Genomic DNA, 18,456 nt, shown 5'->3' on the forward strand with positions numbered 1-18,456 from the left:
AGTGCCTTGCGATCAAGGCGAATTCCAGAAAAGTTGAAGAGCAGGACCAGATCCGCGGCTGCGCCGGGAGCTGTTCCCCGACGAAAAGGTACTGACAAGTGGTTTACGCAGTTGTGCGCGCCGGTGGCCGGCAGGAGAAGGTCGAGGTCGGCACCATCGTGACGATGGACCGCATCAAGGCCGACGAGAACGGCACGGTCGAGCTCGCACCGGTGCTGCTCGTCGACGGTGACAAGATCACCTCCGATGCCGCGTCGCTCGCGAAGGTCACCGTGACCGCCGAGGTCCTGGGCGACCTCCGTGGCCCGAAGATCGTCATCCAGAAGTTCAAGAACAAGACCGGTTACAAGAAGCGCCAGGGCCACCGTCAGGAGCTCACGCGCGTCAAGATCACCGGCATCAAGTAACCGACGGCCACGTAGCCCGACAGCCTCGAGGAGAAGACACCATGGCACACAAAAAGGGAGCGAGCTCCACTCGCAACGGCCGCGACTCCAACGCTCAGCGCCTCGGCGTGAAGCGCTTCGGCGGCCAGACCGTCAACGCGGGTGAGATCCTGGTCCGCCAGCGCGGCACCCACTTCCACCCCGGCGTGAACGTCGGCCGTGGCGGCGACGACACCCTCTTCGCCCTCGCCGCCGGTGCGGTCGAGTTCGGCACCAAGGGCGGCCGCAAGGTCGTCAACATCGTGGAAGCCTCGGCCTGAGCCTCACCACGAGCAACACCTTCCGGATGGGCGGGCTTCGGCCCGCCCATCCGCCGTTTGAGCAGTGAATAAGCACTGAGCAGTGAATAGACACTGAGCAGTAAAGAGCAGTAGGAGAAGCACCATGGCGACGTTCGTTGATCGCGTGACGTTGCATCTGCGCGCCGGAAACGGCGGCAACGGGTGCGTCTCGGTCCGGCGCGAGAAGTTCAAGCCGCTGGCCGGCCCCGACGGCGGGAACGGCGGCAACGGCGGCGACATCGTGCTGGTCGCCGACCCGCAGGTCACCACGCTGCTCGGCTATCACCGCCACCCGCACCGTTCCAGCGAGAACGGCGGCTTCGGGATGGGCGACCACCGCAGCGGCCACACCGGCGAAGACCTCGAGCTTGCCGTCCCGGTCGGCACGGTCGTCAAGGACGAGGCCGGCAACGAGCTCGCCGACCTGACCGAGCCGGGGATGCGCTTCGTCGCGGCCCCCGGCGGCGTCGGAGGCCTCGGCAACGCGGCCCTCGCCAACCCGAAGCGCAAGGCGCCCGGCTTCGCGCTGCTCGGCACTCCCGGCTGGGAGGGCGACATCCGCCTCGAGCTGAAGACGGTCGCCGACATCGCCCTGGTGGGTTACCCGTCCGCCGGCAAGTCGAGCCTCATCGCCGCGCTCTCCGCCGCGAAGCCGAAAATCGCCGACTACCCGTTCACCACGCTGCACCCCAACCTCGGCGTCGTGCAGGCCGGCGACGTGCGCTACACCGTCGCCGACGTTCCCGGCCTCATCGAGGGCGCGAGCGAGGGACGCGGTCTCGGCCTGGAGTTCCTCCGCCACGTGGAGCGCTGCTCGGCGCTCCTGCACGTGCTCGATTGCGCCACGCTGGAGCCGGGCCGCGACCCGCTGAGCGACCTGGATGTCATCCTCGCCGAGCTCGCCGCCTACCCGGTGCCCGAGGGCCAGACGCCGCTGCTGGAGCGCCCGCAACTCGTCGCGCTGAACAAGATCGACGTGCCGGATGCGCGTGAGCTCGCCGACTTCGTCCGGCCGGAGCTCGAGCAGCGCGGCTACCGCGTCTTCGAGATCTCGACGGTCAGCCACGAGGGCCTCCGTCCGCTGTCCTTCGCGCTCGGCGAGATCGTCGAGACGGCCCGTGCCGAGCAGGCGGCCCTCGAAGAGGCGCGGCCGCGCATCGTGATGCGCCCGAAGGCCGTCGACGACTCCGGCTTCGTGGTCAAGGTCGAGGGCGGCACCGACGGACCGGTGTACCGAATCCTCGGCGCCAAGCCCGAGCGCTGGGTCGCCCAGACGGACTTCGCCAACGACGAGGCCGTCGGCTACCTCGCCGACCGCCTCGCCAAGCTGGGCGTCGAGGACGAGCTGGTCCGCGCCGGAGCCGTCGCCGGCTCCACTGTGGTCATCGGCCGCAACAACGGCGTCGTCTTCGACTGGGAGCCGACGCTCACCTCGACCGCCGAGCTCATCACGGCGCCCCGCGGAACGGACGCCCGGCTCGACACCAACCAGCGCCCGACCCGCGCGCAGCGCCGCGAGGACTACTTCGAGCGCATGGACGCCAAGGCCGAGGCCCGCGAGGAGCTCCAGCGCGAGCGCGCCGCCGGTCTCTGGGCGGACGACAGCTACGACGAGAACGCGGTCCGCGAGGCGGACGTGCGCGACGACAGCGCGAGCGCAGACAGGGAGACCAGCGAGGGATGACGATCGACGACCGCAGCCAGATCCCCTCCGCCCGCCGGATCGTCGTCAAGGTGGGCTCCTCGTCCATCAGCGGCGAGAACGCGGGGCAGATCGCGCCGCTGGTCGACGCCCTCGCCGAGGCCCACGGCCGCGGCACGCAGGTCGTCCTCGTCTCGTCGGGCGCCATCGCGACGGGCATCCCGTACCTGTCGCTCACCGAGCGCCCGACCGACCTGCCCACGCAGCAGGCCGCCGCCGCGGTCGGCCAGAACGTGCTGATCTACCGCTACCAGGACAGCTTCGACCGCTACGACATCGTGGCGGGCCAGGTGCTCCTGACCGCCGGTGACATGGAGAACCCGACGCACCGCAGCAACGCCAAGCGGGCCATGGAGCGGCTGCTCGACCTGCGCATCCTGCCGATCGTCAACGAGAACGACACGGTCGCCACGCACGAGATCCGGTTCGGCGACAACGACCGGCTCGCCGCGCTGGTCGCACTGCTCATCGACGCCGACCTGCTGGTGCTGCTGTCGGATGTCGACGCCCTGTACACGCGGCCGCCGCACGAGCCCGGCGCCGCCCGCATCGAGTACGTGGGGTGGGACGACGAGCTCGACGGCGTCGAGATCGGCTCGACCGGCCTCTCCGGCGTCGGCAGCGGGGGAGCGGTCACGAAGGTCTCCGCCGCCCGTCAGGCGGCCGAGCGCGGTACCGCGGTCGTGCTGACGGCGACCTCCCTGGTCTCGCGCGCCCTGCGGGGCGAGCAGGTGGGCACCTGGTTCGCACCCGCGCCCGTGTCCGGTGCGGCCGCCGCGTCCACCGCCACGGCGTCCACCCCCGCCGACGCCGCCGCGTCCTAGAATCGACGCATGTCCTCGATCACCGAATCGGCGCCCGCCGCGACCCTGTCGCTGCAGGAGCGCCTCGAGGCCGCGAAGACGGCGTCCCGCGCTCTCGCGACGGCCAACACGGACCAGAAGAACCGCGCCCTCCGCGCCATCGCCGACGGCGTGCTCGCGGCGTCGGCCGACGTGCTCGCCGCGAACGAGCTCGACCTGGCCAACGGGCGTGAGAACGGCCTGACCACCGGCCTGCTCGACCGGCTGACGCTGAGCCCGGCGCGACTGCAGGGGCTGGCGGACGCGGTGCTCGAGGTCGTCGGGCTGACCGATCCGGTCGGCCAGGCGGTCCGCGGCAGTGCGCTCCCCAACGGCATCCAGATCACGCAGGTGCGGGTCCCGTTCGGTGTCGTCGGCGTCATCTACGAGGCGCGGCCGAACGTGACCATCGACATCGCGGCCCTCGCGATCAAGAGCGGGAACGCGGCGGTCCTGCGCGGCGGCAGTGCGGCGATCGAGACGAACCGCGTGCTCGTCCGCGTCATCCAGCAGGCGCTCGCCTCCGCGGGCCTCCCCGCCGACGCGGTGCAGACCATCGACGACTTCGGCCGCGAGGGCGCGGGGGAGCTCATGACGGCCCGCGGGTACGTGGACGTGCTCATCCCGCGCGGCAGCGCGGAGCTCATCCAGGCGGTCGTCACGCAGTCCACGGTGCCGGTCATCGAGACGGGCGCCGGCGTGGTGCACGTCGTGCTCGACGAGTCCGCGCGCGAGGACTGGGCGGTCGACATCGTCCGGAACGCTAAGGTGCAGCGCCCCAGCGTCTGCAACGCCGTCGAGACGCTGCTGGTGCACCGCGCGGCCGCCGACCGGCTGCTGCCGCCGGTGCTGAGCGCCCTGCGCGACGCGGGGGTGACCATCCACGCCGACGAGCGCGCCCTGCCGCTCGCCGCGGACGCTGTGCCGGTCACCGACGAGGACTATGCGACCGAGCACATGAGCCTCGACATCTCGGTGAAGGTCGTGGACGACCTCGACGAGGCGATCGAGCACATCCGCCGCTACTCGACGCAGCACACCGAGTCCATCGTGACGAACGACCTGGCGAACGCCGAGCGGTTCCTCGCCGAGGTCGACTCCGCGGTCGTGATGGTGAACGCCTCCACCCGGTTCACCGACGGCGGCGAGTTCGGCTTCGGCGCCGAGGTCGGCATCTCGACCCAGAAGCTGCACGCACGCGGGCCGATGGGCCTCCCCGAGCTGACGAGCACGAAGTGGATCGTCCGCGGGTCCGGGCAGATCCGGGCGTAGGCGACCGCTAGACTCGACAGCGGGCCTCACGGCCCGGAGAAAGGATTACGCACGATGTCATTTCTGACGACCGTCCTCGCCGAGGCGGAGACCCACGTCGAGCTGCCGATGCCCACCTGGGCGTTCGGGGCGATCGCCATCGCGCTGTTCATCGCTCTCGCCTTCGTCGCGTGGAGCTTCAAGGACGTCGCCAACCGGCACAGCCACCGGTCGGCCCCCGACGCGGCGGCCCACGCGGGCGCCCCCGGCGCCACGCACCACGGCACCGGCCACCCGACCCAGGGGCACTGAGCCGCCCGGGCATGGAGCTGACGGAGACGGGCCGGCCGCGCATCGGCGTGATGGGCGGCACTTTCGACCCCATCCACCACGGCCACCTCGTCGCCGCCAGCGAAGTCGCGCAGTCGTTCGACCTGGACGAAGTGATCTTCGTCCCGACGGGCCAGCCGTGGCAGAAGGGTCCGGTCACGGAGGCGGAGCACCGCTACCTGATGACCGTGATCGCGACCGCATCCAACCCCCGCTTCACCGTGAGCCGGGTGGACATCGACCGCGAGGGCCCCACCTACACGATCGACACCCTGCGTGACCTCCACCGCGAGCGTCCGGATGCCGAACTCTTCTTCATCACGGGCGCCGACGCCATCGCGCAGATCCTCAGCTGGCGCGACGTCACCGAGCTCTGGGAGCTCGCGCACTTCGTAGCTGTGAGTCGTCCGGGACACGACTTGAGTATTTCTGGATTGCCGGAGCAAGACGTAAGCTTGTTGGAAGTTCCGGCCCTGGCGATCTCGTCGACCGATTGCCGGAGCCGGGTGAGCAGGGGATTCCCGGTCTGGTACCTGGTACCGGACGGGGTCGTTCAGTACATCTCCAAACACCATCTGTATCGGAGCGTGGCATGACATCGTGGCCTGAACAGCCGCCGACGGGCCAGCCGCAGGCGCAGACGCGGCGACAGGCGAGGGAGTTCGAGCGCTCTGCAGCGCGCCGCGCGGGCACGTCCGAGCCGACGCCCGGCGGCCAGATCCCCGAGATGACCACGACGGCACCACCCCGCGACGAGCGGCCGGTCGAGACCGACGCCGTCGCCGACGAGGCCCGTGTCGAGGAGCCCAGCGTCGAGGAGGCACAGGCCGACGAGACCCGCGTCGACGAGGCCCCGGCCGTGCCGACCGCCAAAGCCGCGGCCCCCGCGGACGAGCGCCCGGCCATCCCGGCCAGCGCCTTCGCCGAGCCCGGCGTCACGTCGCCCTCCCGCGACGCCTTCGACTTCTTCCGCCAGTCTCCCGACCCGTCGCAGCCCGAGCCGGTGACCCAGCCCATGGCGATCCTGCAGCCGGCCCAGTCGGCCCAAGCGACTCAGTCGGCTCAGCCGGCCCCGTCGGCCCAGGCTCCTGCGGCTGGCGCCACGGCTCCGTCGACTCAGACGCCGACGGGCGAGCGCACGCTCACCCGGCGCGAGCTGCGCGCGATGCTGCAGGCCCAGGAGGCGAACGCCCAGGCCAACCACGCGGCTGCGCCCGGCGAGGCCGTCTTCCCCGTGTCCTTCACCTCGGGCCCCGAGGGCGGATCGGCGGAGGCTGAGGCAGACACGTCGTCCGACGGCACCGCGGCGACCGAGGGCACCGCGACCGCGGCGACCTCGATCCCCGCCCCCGCCGGAACGCCGTCGAACGAGAAGTCGTCGTGGCCGTTCGCGTCCTTCGCTCCGTCGTCCGCCGCGACGGCTCCGACCTCGTCGCGCTCCGCCCAGGACGAGCCGACGGTGACGCAGAGCCCGACCTCGCCGTTCGCCGCCTTCGGGGCGCCGGTCGCCGCGAAGCCCGCGTCCGATGCGCCGGAGGAGCCGGCCGCGGTGGCCGCCCCCGAGGAGCCCGCCGAAGACACCTCGGCGCAGGAGCGCCGTCCGTTCACTCCGCCGACCGGCCACTGGTCGACCGCCGCGGAGCTGGAGGACCAGAACCAGCCGATCACGACGCGCAACGTCGCCCAGTCCACGGCTGCGACCACGACGAACGCGCTCATCCTCCCGGTCATCCCGCAGCCGGACACCAAGGCTCCGCTCACGAGCACGGGCGAGATCCTGGTGACCGGATCGATCGACCTGCCCCGCGGCATGGGCGCGACCGGCGCGCATCCCGACCGCATCGACTCGTCCGACATCGACCGCCTGCTCGACGGCGAGGAGAACGAGTTCAACACGTCCGAGGTGCAGCCCGTCCGCGCGTCCCGCGCGATCAGCACGCACACGTCGACGCGCGGTGTCATCGCCCCGCCGAAGAAGCGCGGCAACGCCCTCCCCGTCATCCTCATGGTGACCGCGGGCGTGCTCGCGGTCGGTGTCATCGGGCTGCTCGTCGCGGCCTACGTCCTGAAGGTGTTCTGATCATCCGCGCCCTCGCATTCCTTTCCACCCTGACGCACCGAACGCGACCGGAGGACCGTCCGTGACCGCATCCCCGCACGCCCGCGAGATCCTGCAGGTGGCAGCAGCCGCCGCCGACTCGAAGGGCGGCCAGGATCTCGTCGCCCTCGACGTCTCCGGGCCGCTGCCCCTGACCGACGCGTTCCTGCTGGTCAGCGGCCGTGTCGAGCGGAACGTGCTCGCCATCGCCTCCGAGGTGGAGGACAAGCTCAACGAGGCAGGCGTCAAGACGCTGCGCCGCGAGGGCAAGGCCGAGGGCCGCTGGGTGCTCCTGGACTTCGGCGACCTGGTCGTCCACGTCTTCCACGAGGAGGACCGGATGTACTACGCGCTCGAGCGCCTGTGGAAGGACTGCCCGGTGCTCCCGATCGAGCTCCCCGTCCACGAGACGGCGGAGTAGCCGCTCCCAGGCTTCTCGCGGGTTCGCCTGAGAACCCTCTCATGGTCGGCCGCTTGGATGGGCGCATGAAGTGTCCCACCGACAACGCGACCCTGGTCATGAGCGAGCGCCACGGCATCGAGATCGACTACTGCCCGGAGTGCCGGGGCGTCTGGCTCGACCGCGGAGAGCTCGACAAGATCATCGACCGGGCGGGCACGCCGCCGACCGCTGCGGCGCAGCCGGCGCAGGCGTACGACGACGCCCGGTACCGCGAGCGCGACCACCGCGAAGCGCAGTACGGCCGGCCGCAGTACGACGAGGCGCCGCCGTACGGGCAGCGTCCGTACAAGAAGAAGCGCGAGAACTGGCTCAGCGAGCTGTTCGACTGAGGCGAGCGCCGCTCAGTTTTTTCTGAAGCTCGCGATGTAGTACGCTGGACGAGTTGTTCCGGCCGGTCCGAAAGGTCCGGACGAGCAGCGTCCGGGTCTGTGGCGCAGCTGGTAGCGCACCTGCATGGCATGCAGGGGGTCAGGGGTTCGAGTCCCCTCAGATCCACTCGAAAACAACGTCGGTCCACCGAAAACCCCCGGTCAGAAGCTTTTCCGCTTCCGGCCGGGGGTTCTTTCGTGTGGCCGGGCGCAGAGTCGGCGTTGTGCGGCTTCCGGACGCTGCGTTAGCCTCCGACGGGGTGGATGTCGACCATGACCATGCAGAACGGACACGCGGCGGACGCCGTCACCTTCGCGGGCGGCGTGCTCGATCCCTATCGCCATGTCTGCGCCTTCGTGAACGGGCAGGCCGAGGCGGATGCGGTGCTCGACCCGTTCGTGCGCGACGGCGTCGACCGCGGTGACCGGCTGCTCTACTTCGTCGACACGGCCACCCCCGGAGCCCCGCGAGTCCGCCTGCGCCGGCTCGGCTACGACCCGGTCGCGCTGCTCGCCGAGGGCCGGGCCGAGGTGCGCACCTGGGCGGACACGTACCTGCGGACGGGCGACTTCGACCAGGACGACATGCTCCAGCAGCTCGACGGGATGCTGCGGGGAGCGGCGATGCCGCGCATCCGCCTGCTCGCCGACATGGGGTGGGCGGCGTCCGACCGGGGAGCGGCCCAGCGGCTGATCGAGTTCGAGGCGCGGGCGAACTTCGTGCACGCCCGGCACCGGCACGTGGTCATCTGCATCTACGACACCTCGCGGTTCGACGGCGCGTTCATCATCGACATCCTGCGCACGCATCCGATGGTGCTGGTCGGCGGCATCCTGCAGCAGAACCCGTTCTTCGTGGCGCCGTCCGAGTTCCTCGACGAGCGCGCGACCGGGAGCGGCGGCTGACGGCCGATGGACGCGGAGGAGCGGACGTGGATGCGCGACCTCGGCGCGCTCCTTGCTCTGCCGTCGCTCTGGGTGGATCACACGCCGCCCGAGATCGCCGACGGCCTGCTGAGCGTCGTCACCGGGATGCTGCGGCTGGATGCGGCGTACGCACGCTTCCACGGTTTCGACGGGGGGCCTGCGCTGGAGTCGTGGCGTCCCACCGGCGCGGAGCCGCCCGGGCAGCTCGTCCGGGCGGTCGACGGCACGGGCGCGGAGGCGCCGGCCATCGACAGCGGGATCGAGACGACGGCCGTCCGGGCAGGAGGCTCGCCGCCGGAGCCCCCGCTCCTCGCTCGGATGACCACGCTGGCGCTCACCCTCCCGTGGGGCACCGGGCTCATCGCCGTCTCGGCGGCGAGGCCGGACTTCCCGACGGAGCGGGAGACCCACCTGCTGCGCGTGGCGGTCGGGCAGGCGGCGATCGCCCTGCACACCGCGCGCCGGCTGGCGGCCGAGCAGAATGCGCGACGGGAGGCGGAGCAGGCGCTCGAGCGTCAGAGCCGGGTCCTGCGGTCTCTGGTGGAGGAGGTCGGCCCGGTGCTCGGGGCGGCCTCCCGGCGCATCGAGGAGGCCTCGCGCGAGGTGGCACGCGACGCGGCGAGGGAGGCGGCGCATCCCGTCGACGCACCGAACCTGACGCGCCGCGAGCTGGAGGTGCTCGGTCTGCTCGCACAAGGACTCAGCAACAAGGAGATGGCGGCGGTCATGTGGCTGAGCGACCGGACCGTGGAGCGGCACATCACCGGTCTCTACCGCAAGATCGGCGTGGCCCGGCGCAGCGAGGCGACCGCGTACGCGCTGCGGCACGGGATCGCCTGAGCCCGGGGCGACCGCCTCCGACCGGGCCCCGCGAATACCGGAGGCCGTCGCGATTCTCCCCGCGAGCGGGATCGCGCGTACAGTGCATGGGGCCCGTATGACGGGTCGCCTGTGCAGCCCTCCCGAAAGGCCCGAATCCTGTGCCCACAGCCGTTGACGCTCGTCCGAGCCGCCTGTCCGACTGGAACCGACGGTTCGTCGTCGAGGAGCGTTACCTCCCCGCCGAGGCCCGGCGGCGTCTGTACCTGACGTCCGTCGTCCTGGTGGCCGTCGGCCTGACGGCGTTCGTGATCCTCGCGGTGAACGTCATGACGCACACCGGCTACGAGCGGCTGGATCTGCCGGTCGAGCGCTGGTTCAACGCGCAGCGGTCCGCCGAGACGACCGGGTTCATGACCGTCCTTGCGATCATCTTCGGCCCCGTCGCCATGCCCTTCATCGTGGGGATCACCGTGATCGTGTGGGCGGTGACGGCACGGCACGTCTGGCGGCCCCTCCTGCTGGGCGCCGGGATGCTGACCGGCGTCGTGCTCGCGCTGATCCTGGCGCCGCTCATCCGGCACCCCCGGCCGCCGCTGTCGCTCATGCTGATGGAGCCCGATCACACGTACTCGTTCCCGTCCGGACACGTGCTCGGGGCCTCCGACTTCTTCCTCCTCCTCGCGTTCCTGCTGGCGAGCCGCATGCAGAAGCGCTGGTTCACCGTCGTGGCGTTCGTCGTCGCCGCCGCCCTGATCGTGCTGCAGGTCGCGAGCCGGCTGTACCTCGGCTACCACTGGATCAGCGACACGACGAGCTCCGTCGCGCTGTCCCTCGCCGTCGTGGGAGGCGTGATCGCCCTCGACACCCGCCGCACCGTGCGGGTCGAGGGCGAGAAGATCGAGGGCGAGCTCTCGCAGCCGCAGGTGGACGGCACATGAGCGGCGGCGGCTCCACGGGTGCGGATGCGGGCGAACGCGTCCGCGAGGTCGCCCGCGGCGCACGCGACAGCACCGTCTTCCACGTCCTCGCCCGCGTCGGCTTCGCGGCGAGCGGACTGGTGCAGGTGCTGCTCGGCGCGCTCGCCATCCAGCTCGGGGTCAACCATTTCGCCGACGCCGACCAGTCGGGCGCGATGGAGCAGCTCGCGCAGCTGCCCGGCGGCGTCGTGCTGCTGTGGGTGAGCGTGGTCGGTCTGTTCTCCCTCGGGGCGTGGCTCGTGATCGAGGCGGCCGCCATGCGGGGCGGCAAGCCGTCGGTCCTCTGGGCGCGCCGGCTCCAGAACGTCGGCAAGGCGCTCGCGTACGCTGCGCTGGCCCTGACGGCGCTGGGCGTCGCGCAGGGGCACCACGATGACGCCAGCTCGTCGACGCGGGTGATGAGCGTGCACATCCTGGCACTGCCGGGAGGCGCGGCGCTGCTCGTGCTGGTCGGGCTGGCGATCGTCGGGATCGGCGGCTACCTCGTCGTCAAGGGCGTGCGCCGTCGCTTCCTGCGCGACATCGATGTCCCGGAGCTGACGGGGATGGCGACCGTCGTCTCCGTCCTCGGCGTCGTCGGCTACATCGCCAAAGGCTTCGTGCTCGCTGTCGCCGGCGTGCTGTTCGTCGTGGCCGCGGTCACCGTCCACCCGGACGCGGCGTCGGGCCTCTACGGTGCATTCGCATCGCTCCTGACGCTGCCGCTCGGGAACGTGCTCCTCATCGCCACGGGCTCCGGCCTGATCGCCTCCGGCGCGTACAACGCTCTGCGGGCGTGGATCGCGCGGTTCTGACGACGGACGGAGACCTGCCGCCCGTCACCCGAAGGTGAAGCAGTACGCCTCCGCGCCCGCCCGCTCGAACCGCACCTCCATGACCCGCTCGGCGATGCCGCCGTTCTGCCGGATCAGCTGGAAGGTGTCCTGACGGTCGAGCGTCCCGCGGCCGTCCGCGTCCACATCGGTGCCGTGCGCGTCGCCGGGGGGATGCCCGTCCAGCAGCACCTGAAAGGGGATGCCGGGCTCGCCCGCGGCCGGACCCATCACCAGGTTCGCGTCGCGCGCGTGGAAGGCGTACGCCAGTCCGCCGCCCGCCTCGTCGAGGACGGCCGCTGCGCGGGCCTGCGTCCAGCGCCCGGACAGCGCCCAGCCGTTGAGCGGCAGCTCGCGCGGGGTCTCGTAGGGCCACGGGCGATCGTAGCGTTCGGGCGACTCGGCGACGAACCCGCTGCTCTGCCCGTAGCCGAGGTAGGTCTCGGGCGAACGGAGGTCCCGCCAGTCGGCGGCCACCTCGAGCCCCGCCGGCTCCACCATGACGAGGTCGAGGTCGAGGTCCGCCGCTCCGGCGTCGAGCAGGAGCCGCTGGATCATCATCTCGGTGCGCGCGTACTCGCCCTCGCCGAAGTGGTGGTACCGCAGCCTCCCGTCGGCGTCGGCGAGGTAGAGGGCCGGCCAGTAGTGGTTGGCGAAGTCCTCCCACACCCCGTAGTCGTCGTCGACGGCGACGGGGTAGCGGACACCGAGCGCGGCGGTCCGCGCGGTGACGTTGGACCGGTCGTGCTCGAACCCGAACTCGGGGGTGTGGACGCCGACGATCGTCAGCCCGGATGCCGCGTACTTGTCGTGCCAGGCCCGCAGGTAGGGCAGCGTCCGCAGCCAGTTGACGCACGTGTAGGTCCAGAAGTCGACCAGCACGACGCGGCCCCGCAGCCCCTCCGGGGTGAGAGGTTCGCTGTTCAGCCAGCCGGTGGCCCGGGAGAACCCGGGGAGGCGTCCCTCGTCGGGCAGCCGCTCGGGGTCGCCCGCCAGCCGGTGCGCCAGGGACCGGAACGGCCCGCGTTCGCGCTCATCCGCCATGACGCACCTCGCCCGCTGCGACGGCGTCGCGCTCGTCCGCCATCCGCGCCGCGTCGATCATCGCCTGGGCGAAAACCTCCGGCCGCTCCTGCGGGAGGTTGTGGCCGGCGCCGCCGCCGACCTCCCGGTGCTCGTACGGTCCGGTGAAGGCGGACCGGTACGCGGACGCCGGGGGATGCGCCGCGCCGTTCCTGTCGCCCTCGAGCGTGATGGCGGGCACCGCGATGGGCGGCCGCGCGGCGAGCCGGTCCTCCAGCTCGTCGTAGGCCGGGTCGCCCTCCGCGAGCCCGAGCCGCCACCGGTAGTTGTGGATGACGATGTCGACGTGGTCGGGGTTCGCGAACGACTCCGCCGAGCGGGCGAAGGTGTCGTCGTCGAAGTCCCACCCCGGGGAGGCGGTGTGCCAGATCAGCCGTGCGAACTCGACGCGGTTCTGGTCGTAGCCGAGGCGGCCGCGCTCGGTGGCGAAGTAGAACTGGTACCACCAGGCGAGCTCGGCTGCGGGCGGCAGCGGCTGCGCGTTCACCGCCCGGCTGCCGATCAGGTAGCCGCTCGCGGTCACCTGGGCGCGGCAGCGGTCCGGCCACAGCGCCGCGAGGATGTTGGCCGTGCGCGCGCCCCAGTCGAAGCCGCCGACCACCGCCGACCGGATGCTCAGCGCATCCAGCAGGGCGACGGCGTCCAGCGCGAAGACCGCCTGCTGCGCGTTGCGGGGCGCGGACGGATCCCGGAAGGTCGTCGTCCCGTAGCCGCGGAGGGACGGCACGACGACGCGGAACCCGGCGTCCACGAGCAGCGGCACCACGGCGTCGAAGCTGTGGAGGTCGTACGGCCAGCCGTGCAGCAGCAGCGCGACGGGGCCGTCGGCCGGTCCGCTGTCCGTGTAGCCGACGTTCAGGTCGCCGGCATCCACCTGTCGGAGTTCGGTCATGTCCGTGCCGGTTCAGCGCAGCGACCGGAAGGTGGCGCGCATCTCCTGCGAGAACAGTTCCGGCTGCTCCCAGGCCGCGAAGTGCCCTCCCCGGTCGAGCCGGTTGAAGTGGATGAGGTGCGGGTACGCCGCCGTCGCCCACGTCCGCGGAGCGGCGTAGATCTCGTCGGGGAAGACGCTGACCCCGGTCGGGAGCGGCACGCCCTTGGGGGCGAAGAACGCGAGCTTGCTCTCCCAGTAGAGCCGCGCGGAGGAGACGGCGGTGTTCGTGAGCCAGTACAGGGTCACGTTGTCGAGCACGTCGTCCCTGCTGAGGCCCTCCGAGCCGCCGGCGAAGACGCGGGCGATCAGGTCGTGGCTGCGGGCGTCGTGGTCGAGCATCCACGCGGCCAGGCCGACGGGGGAGTCGGCGAGGGCGTACAGGGTCTGCGGGCGGTTGCCCATCTCCTGCGCGTAGGCGAGGCCGTGCGCGTAGAAGAAGGCGAGCTGGTTCCAGGCGCCGCGCTCCTCGTCGTTCAGGTCGGCGGGCGGCTCCTCCTTCGCATCCAGAGCCTTCTGGATCGCGTCGGGCACCGTGGCCGGCATGTTGGTGTGGATGCCGATCAGGCCGGGCGGGGTGAGCAGCGCGAGCTGCTCGGTGACCGCGTTGCCCCAGTCGCCGCCCTGCGCGACGTACCGGTCGTAGCCGAGCCGGGTCATGAGCTCGGCCCAGGCCTTGGCGATGCGGATGGGGTCCCACCCGGTCGCGGTCGGCTTGCCGGAGAAGCCGTGCCCGGGAAGCGACGGGATGACCAGATGGAACGCGTCGGCGGCGTCCGCGCCGTGGGCGGTGGGGTCGGTCAACGGCCCGACGATCTTGAGCTGCTCGATGATGGAGCCGGGCCACCCGTGGGTGACGATCATCGGAAGGGCGTCCTCGTGGGGTGAGCGCACGTGGATGAAGTGGATGTCGAGCCCGTCGATCTCCGTCGTGAACTGGGGGAGGTCGGCCAGCCGGGCTTCGACGCCGCGCCAGTCGTAGTCCTCGGCCCAGTACTGGGCGAGCGCGCGCATCGTCTCGAGGCGGACGCCCTGCGACGTGTCGTCGACGGTCTCGCGCTCCGGCCAGCGTGTGGCGCGGATCCGGCGCCGGAGGTCGTCGAGCTCGTCCTGCGAGGCGGTGTACGTGAAGGGGCGGACGGCGGCGGGGGAGCTGTCGGCGTCCGGGCGGGGTTCGGCGATGGTCATGGTAGAGCTCCTGGGTCGCGTGACCGGCGGCCGGTCGGCCGCCGCGGTCCGAGACTGGACCGGGCGCGGCGCCCGCGGCATCCGGGAAACCCCCACCGCCGTCCCCGCTGGACACGGAATTGGGGGGAACCCCGCAGCGGCAGGGTGCGTGTGTGAACCCCTTCATCCGCCGAGCGCGTCTCGCAGCGGACGGAAAGCGCCGCCGACTAGGATTTCGACAACGACCGACGACCCGAGGGATGCCGATGACCGATCTGCCGCGACGTCACCAGCGCGCCCGCGGACCGGAGGGCGTGCGTCACGGCCGGCTGCCGCGGAGGCGTGGCGGCGTGGCGGCGCTCAAGCTGCTGGCCGCACTCGTCGCCGTGGTGGTCGTCAGTGTCGGCTCGGTCGCGGCCTACGCCGTCTGGGATGTCGCCCACTCGATCAAGACCGGCGTCCACCTCCAGGCGCTGCCCGGCCACTCGGCGATCCCGCAGGACATCCCGAACGTGTCCGCGATACCCGGCGGCGTCAACCTGCTGCTCGCCGGCACCGACAGCCGCAGCGACCTGGGCGGGGTCTACAACAGCGCCGACGAGCAGGATGCGAGCAGCGGCGCGGGCAACAACGACGTGACGATGCTGCTGCACATCGCCCAGGACCACAAGAGCATGGTCGTGGTCAGCTTCCCCCGCGACCTGATGGTCCCCATCCCGGACTGCCCGTCTCCCGACGGTCAGGGCACGATCGACGGCAGCTCCTACGCCCAGTTCAACACCGCGCTCTCCCGCGGCGGGCTGAACTGCGTCGTGGCCACCGTGTCCAAGATGACCGGCCTCACCATCCCGTTCGCCGCGGTCATCAACTTCAACGGCGTGAGCGCGATGTCGAGTGCGGTCGGCGGCGTGACCGTCTGCCTCGCCAGCCCGGTCACCGACGACTACACCAACCCGCCGCTCGACCTCCCGGCCGGTGAGAACACGATCGTCGGGGATGTGGCGCTGTCGTTCCTGCGCAGCCGCCACGGCGTGGGCGACGGCAGCGACCTGGGCCGAATCTCCAACCAGCAGGTGTTCCTCTCGGCGCTCGCCCGCAAGGTCGTGAGCGGCGGCGTGCTGTCCAACCCGGTCGAGCTCTACGCCCTGGCGAAGGCCGCGGTCAACAACATCACGCCGTCCGAGACGCTCACGAATCCGACGACCCTCGTCCAGATCGCGCTCGCGCTCAAGGACACCGGGCTCGACAACATGGTCTTCGTCCAGTACCCGGCGGTGACGGATCCCGACAACCCGAACCGTGTCGTGCCTCAGGACTCGGCGGCGGATGCGCTCGACGAGGCCCTGGTGAACGACCAGCCGGTCAAGCTGACGGGCTCCACCGGCCGGGCCGCGGAGGATCCGACCGCGACCGCATCGCCGGCGCCCGACGCCGGGGCGGGCGGCGAACCCTCGCCGGTGACCCCGGCGACCCCCGCCGCGCCCGCGGCTCCCGCGGCGCCCGCGCCGGGCGCCACCCCGGCGCCGACGGACAGTGCCGGCGCGCCGGTCGAGCTGCCCTCCACGATCACGGGTCAGACCGCCGCGCAGCAGACGTGCACCAAGGGCAACGACTGACCTGCTCCGCCTTCCGAGGGGCGGGGCGGGGCATCGCGCTTGCCACGACCGGGGCCGGACACGTTAACTGAGGACATGACCAACACACGGATCGAGCCGATGACGTCGCTCCAGCTTCGGGTGCTCATCATCGCGATCCTGTCGAGTTTCGTCGCCTTCCTCGACGGCGCCGTCATCAACGTCGCGCTGCCCGCGATCTCACGGGATCTGGGCGGTGGGCTGCCACTCCAGCAGTGGGTGGTGGATGCGTACCTCGTCACCCTCGGGTCGCTCATCCTGATCGCCGGGTCGCTCTCCGATGTGTTCGGGCGCAAGCGCGTGCTCTACGCGGGGCTGATCGGGTTCGGCGTGACGTCGCTGCTGTGCGCATTCGCGCCGACCGGCATCTTCCTGGTGCTCGCGCGGGCACTGCAGGGTGTCGCCGGGGCGCTGCTGGTGCCGAGCTCCCTCGCGATCATCATCTCCCGCTTCGAGGGGCCCGCTCAGGCGAAGGCGATCGGCCGCTGGACGGCGTGGACGGGCGTCGCGATGATCGCGGGTCCCGTGGTGGGCGGCATCTTCGTCGACACCCTCGGCTGGCGCTGGGTGTTCGTCATCAATGTGATCCCGATCGCGATCACGCTCGTGCTGATGATGACCCTCGGCACCACGGACACGGGGAGGGGCGGCCGCGTCGACTACGTCGGAGCGGTCCTCGGCTCGGTCGGCCTCGCCGGCACCGTGTTCGCACTCATCGAGCAGGGGACGTACGGCTGGTCGGACCCGCGCGTCTGGATCCCGCTGGTCGTCGGACTGCTCTGCCTCGCGACGTTCTTCGTGGTCGAGACCCGCGTGAAGCAGCCGATGCTGCCGCTGGGTCTGTTCCGCGTGCACAACTTCTGGGTCGGCAACATCGCCACGTTCTTCGTCTACGCCGCCCTCTCGTTCGGTCCGCTGATCGTGACGCTGTACCTCCAGCAGGTCGCCGGGTTCTCGGCCATCGCCGCCGGTTTCGTCTTCATCCCGTCGACCCTGTGCATGCTCCTCCTGTCCGGTCTGTTCGGCGGTCTGGCCGGGCGTTACGGTCCCCGGCTGTTCATGGCGGTCGGTCCCATGATCGCGGCCACCGGGTTCGTCTGGCTGCTCATGATGGGCAGCAACGTGAACTACTGGACCACGCTGCTCCCCGCCGTCCTCCTGTTCGGCGTCGGCCTCTCCATCACCGTCGCACCGCTCACCAGCGCGATCCTCGGCGCGATCCACCCGGAGCAGGCGGGCATCGCCTCCGCCGTCAACAATGCGGTCTCGCGCATCGCGGGCCTGCTGGCGATCGCGGCGGCGGGCATGATCATCGGCGGGACGCTCGACACGGCGGGCCTCCACCGCGCGATGCTCACCGCGGCCCTGCTGCTGCTGGTCGGCGGCGTGGTCTCGGCCGTCGGCATCCAGAACCGCGCCCGGGCGGCGGCGAAGGTTCAGACCGTGACGGACTGACCGGAGAGCGCCAGCATCGCGACGTCGACGATGGCGCAGGTCATGATGAGCTGCATCAGCAGGCGCGTCGGGCTGCGGCGCAGCAGCAGGACGACGCCGGCGACGGTCGCCGCCAGGCCGATGACGAGCCCGACGATCAGCAGCGGACGGACGGGAAGGCCCGGACCGAACGTGATCAGGAGCGTGGCGACCGCGAGCGCCGCGAAGGCGAGCAGCCCGCTGACGCGCGCGCCCAGCCGGTGAGGCAGGCCGCGGATGCCCGTGCGGGCGTCGTCGTCGAGGTCGGGCAGCACGTTGGTCACGTGCGCCGCCACGCCCAGGAGGGCGCCCGCGACGAACACCCACCACTGGGGGAGCGCCGGCGTCTCCTGGCCGAGGGTCGCGATGGCGGGCAGCACCCCGAAGGCGACGGCGAACGGCAGCCACGACCAGGCGGTGGCCTTGAGGCCGAGGTTGTACGCCCATCCGCTCGCGATCGCGATGACGTGGGCGACCAGCGCGCCTGCGCCGAGCGGGAGGGTGACGAGGATGCCGCCGACGAGCGCCACGAAGGCGGAGGCACGGACGGTGGCGACGGACACATCCCCACGCGCCGCCGGCTTGTCGGTGCGCGCCACTGCGCGGTCACGCGCCGCATCGAGCCAGTCGTTGCACCATCCGATGGAGAGCTGGCCCAGCAGGACGGCCAGGGCGAGCACGGCGAGCCGGAGGGGCGGATAGCCGAGGCCGAGTCCGAGGCCCGTCGCGATGACCGTCACGACGACGGTGGGGCCGGGATGGCTGGCGAGGAGGAGGGAGAGCACCTTCTTCGCCATGCTGGTCATCGTATCCCGATCCCCGGCTGCAAAGATCTTGCGCGAATACGCA

The 18,456-nt window shown here is 71.4% G+C and carries 20 protein-coding genes and 1 tRNA gene; 17 read left to right on the forward strand and 4 right to left on the reverse strand.

Annotated elements, in window-relative coordinates:
* Positions 1-98 precede the first annotated feature (98 nt).
* From rplU to J2W45_RS03500, 15 genes are all read left to right on the forward strand, one after another.
* Positions 99-407, forward strand: coding sequence for a 50S ribosomal protein L21 (gene rplU, locus J2W45_RS03430; RefSeq protein WP_310129035.1), 309 nt, complete (start codon positions 99-101; stop codon positions 405-407).
* 41 nt (positions 408-448) lie between these two features.
* Positions 449-706 (forward strand): 50S ribosomal protein L27, encoded by a 258-nt coding sequence (rpmA, locus tag J2W45_RS03435; protein ID WP_064108854.1) that lies wholly within the window; start codon positions 449-451, stop codon positions 704-706.
* Between the two features lie 124 nt (positions 707-830).
* Positions 831-2,411: a GTPase ObgE gene (gene obgE, locus J2W45_RS03440; RefSeq protein WP_310129039.1), complete on the forward strand. Its 1,581-nt coding sequence runs from the start codon at positions 831-833 to the stop codon at positions 2,409-2,411.
* The gene (gene proB / locus J2W45_RS03445; protein ID WP_310129040.1) at positions 2,408-3,253 is read left to right on the forward strand and encodes a glutamate 5-kinase; all 846 of its coding nucleotides are present in this window, start codon (positions 2,408-2,410) and stop codon (positions 3,251-3,253) included. The genes obgE and proB overlap by 4 nt, the downstream gene beginning before the upstream one ends.
* Before the next feature lie 9 nt (positions 3,254-3,262).
* A complete protein-coding gene (locus J2W45_RS03450) occupies positions 3,263-4,543 on the forward strand; it encodes a glutamate-5-semialdehyde dehydrogenase (RefSeq protein WP_310129042.1) in 1,281 nt (426 codons plus the stop codon).
* Between the two features lie 54 nt (positions 4,544-4,597).
* A complete protein-coding gene (locus J2W45_RS03455) occupies positions 4,598-4,834 on the forward strand; it encodes a hypothetical protein (RefSeq protein WP_310129043.1) in 237 nt (78 codons plus the stop codon).
* A gap of 11 nt (positions 4,835-4,845) precedes the next feature.
* Entirely contained in the window at positions 4,846-5,448 is a 603-nt protein-coding gene (nadD, locus tag J2W45_RS03460; RefSeq protein WP_310129045.1) for a nicotinate-nucleotide adenylyltransferase, read from the forward strand.
* On the forward strand, positions 5,445-6,932 hold the full coding sequence (locus tag J2W45_RS03465; protein WP_310129047.1) for a hypothetical protein: 1,488 nt from the start codon (positions 5,445-5,447) through the stop codon (positions 6,930-6,932). The genes nadD and J2W45_RS03465 overlap by 4 nt, the downstream gene beginning before the upstream one ends.
* A gap of 61 nt (positions 6,933-6,993) precedes the next feature.
* On the forward strand, positions 6,994-7,371 hold the full coding sequence (gene rsfS / locus J2W45_RS03470) for a ribosome silencing factor (RefSeq protein WP_310129048.1): 378 nt from the start codon (positions 6,994-6,996) through the stop codon (positions 7,369-7,371).
* A 65-nt stretch (positions 7,372-7,436) separates the two neighbouring features.
* Positions 7,437-7,742: a TFIIB-type zinc ribbon-containing protein gene (locus J2W45_RS03475; protein ID WP_310129049.1), complete on the forward strand. Its 306-nt coding sequence runs from the start codon at positions 7,437-7,439 to the stop codon at positions 7,740-7,742.
* Between the two features lie 93 nt (positions 7,743-7,835).
* Positions 7,836-7,908 (forward strand) — tRNA-Ala (locus J2W45_RS03480).
* A 146-nt stretch (positions 7,909-8,054) separates the two neighbouring features.
* Positions 8,055-8,687 (forward strand): MEDS domain-containing protein, encoded by a 633-nt coding sequence (locus tag J2W45_RS03485; RefSeq protein ID WP_310129050.1) that lies wholly within the window; start codon positions 8,055-8,057, stop codon positions 8,685-8,687.
* Positions 8,688-8,717: 30 nt separating this feature from the next.
* Positions 8,718-9,548: a helix-turn-helix transcriptional regulator gene (locus J2W45_RS03490; RefSeq protein ID WP_310129051.1), complete on the forward strand. Its 831-nt coding sequence runs from the start codon at positions 8,718-8,720 to the stop codon at positions 9,546-9,548.
* A gap of 140 nt (positions 9,549-9,688) precedes the next feature.
* Entirely contained in the window at positions 9,689-10,468 is a 780-nt protein-coding gene (locus J2W45_RS03495; RefSeq protein WP_310129053.1) for a phosphatase PAP2 family protein, read from the forward strand.
* Positions 10,465-11,301, forward strand: coding sequence for a DUF1206 domain-containing protein (locus J2W45_RS03500; protein ID WP_310129054.1), 837 nt, complete (start codon positions 10,465-10,467; stop codon positions 11,299-11,301). Before J2W45_RS03495 ends, J2W45_RS03500 begins: the two co-directional genes overlap by 4 nt.
* A gap of 24 nt (positions 11,302-11,325) precedes the next feature.
* On the opposite strand, the gene J2W45_RS03505 is transcribed toward J2W45_RS03500, so the two are convergent.
* The 3 genes from J2W45_RS03505 to J2W45_RS03515 are packed head-to-tail and all read right to left on the reverse strand — an operon-like array spanning position 11,326 to position 14,521.
* Positions 11,326-12,363 (reverse strand): redoxin domain-containing protein, encoded by a 1,038-nt coding sequence (locus tag J2W45_RS03505; RefSeq protein WP_310129055.1) that lies wholly within the window; start codon positions 12,361-12,363, stop codon positions 11,326-11,328.
* Positions 12,353-13,294, reverse strand: coding sequence for an alpha/beta hydrolase (locus J2W45_RS03510; RefSeq protein ID WP_310129058.1), 942 nt, complete (start codon positions 13,292-13,294; stop codon positions 12,353-12,355). Before J2W45_RS03510 ends, J2W45_RS03505 begins: the two co-directional genes overlap by 11 nt.
* 12 nt (positions 13,295-13,306) lie before the next feature.
* The gene (locus J2W45_RS03515; protein ID WP_310129060.1) at positions 13,307-14,521 is read right to left on the reverse strand and encodes an epoxide hydrolase family protein; all 1,215 of its coding nucleotides are present in this window, start codon (positions 14,519-14,521) and stop codon (positions 13,307-13,309) included.
* A 245-nt stretch (positions 14,522-14,766) separates the two neighbouring features.
* Here J2W45_RS03515 and J2W45_RS03520 point away from each other — a divergent pair, with 245 nt between their 5' ends.
* On the forward strand, positions 14,767-16,116 hold the full coding sequence (locus J2W45_RS03520; protein WP_310129062.1) for an LCP family protein: 1,350 nt from the start codon (positions 14,767-14,769) through the stop codon (positions 16,114-16,116).
* A 75-nt stretch (positions 16,117-16,191) separates the two neighbouring features.
* Positions 16,192-17,589: an MFS transporter gene (locus J2W45_RS03525; protein ID WP_310129063.1), complete on the forward strand. Its 1,398-nt coding sequence runs from the start codon at positions 16,192-16,194 to the stop codon at positions 17,587-17,589.
* Here the strand turns inward: J2W45_RS03525 and J2W45_RS03530 are convergent.
* Positions 17,571-18,404, reverse strand: a complete 834-nt coding sequence (locus J2W45_RS03530) for a UbiA family prenyltransferase (protein ID WP_310129065.1) — start codon at positions 18,402-18,404, stop codon at positions 17,571-17,573. The two genes, J2W45_RS03525 and J2W45_RS03530, sit on opposite strands and share 19 nt — an antisense overlap.
* Positions 18,405-18,456: the final 52 nt, after the last annotated feature.

It is taken from the genome of Leifsonia shinshuensis (assembly GCF_031456835.1).
GTDB classification, from domain to species: domain Bacteria; phylum Actinomycetota; class Actinomycetes; order Actinomycetales; family Microbacteriaceae; genus Leifsonia; species Leifsonia shinshuensis_C.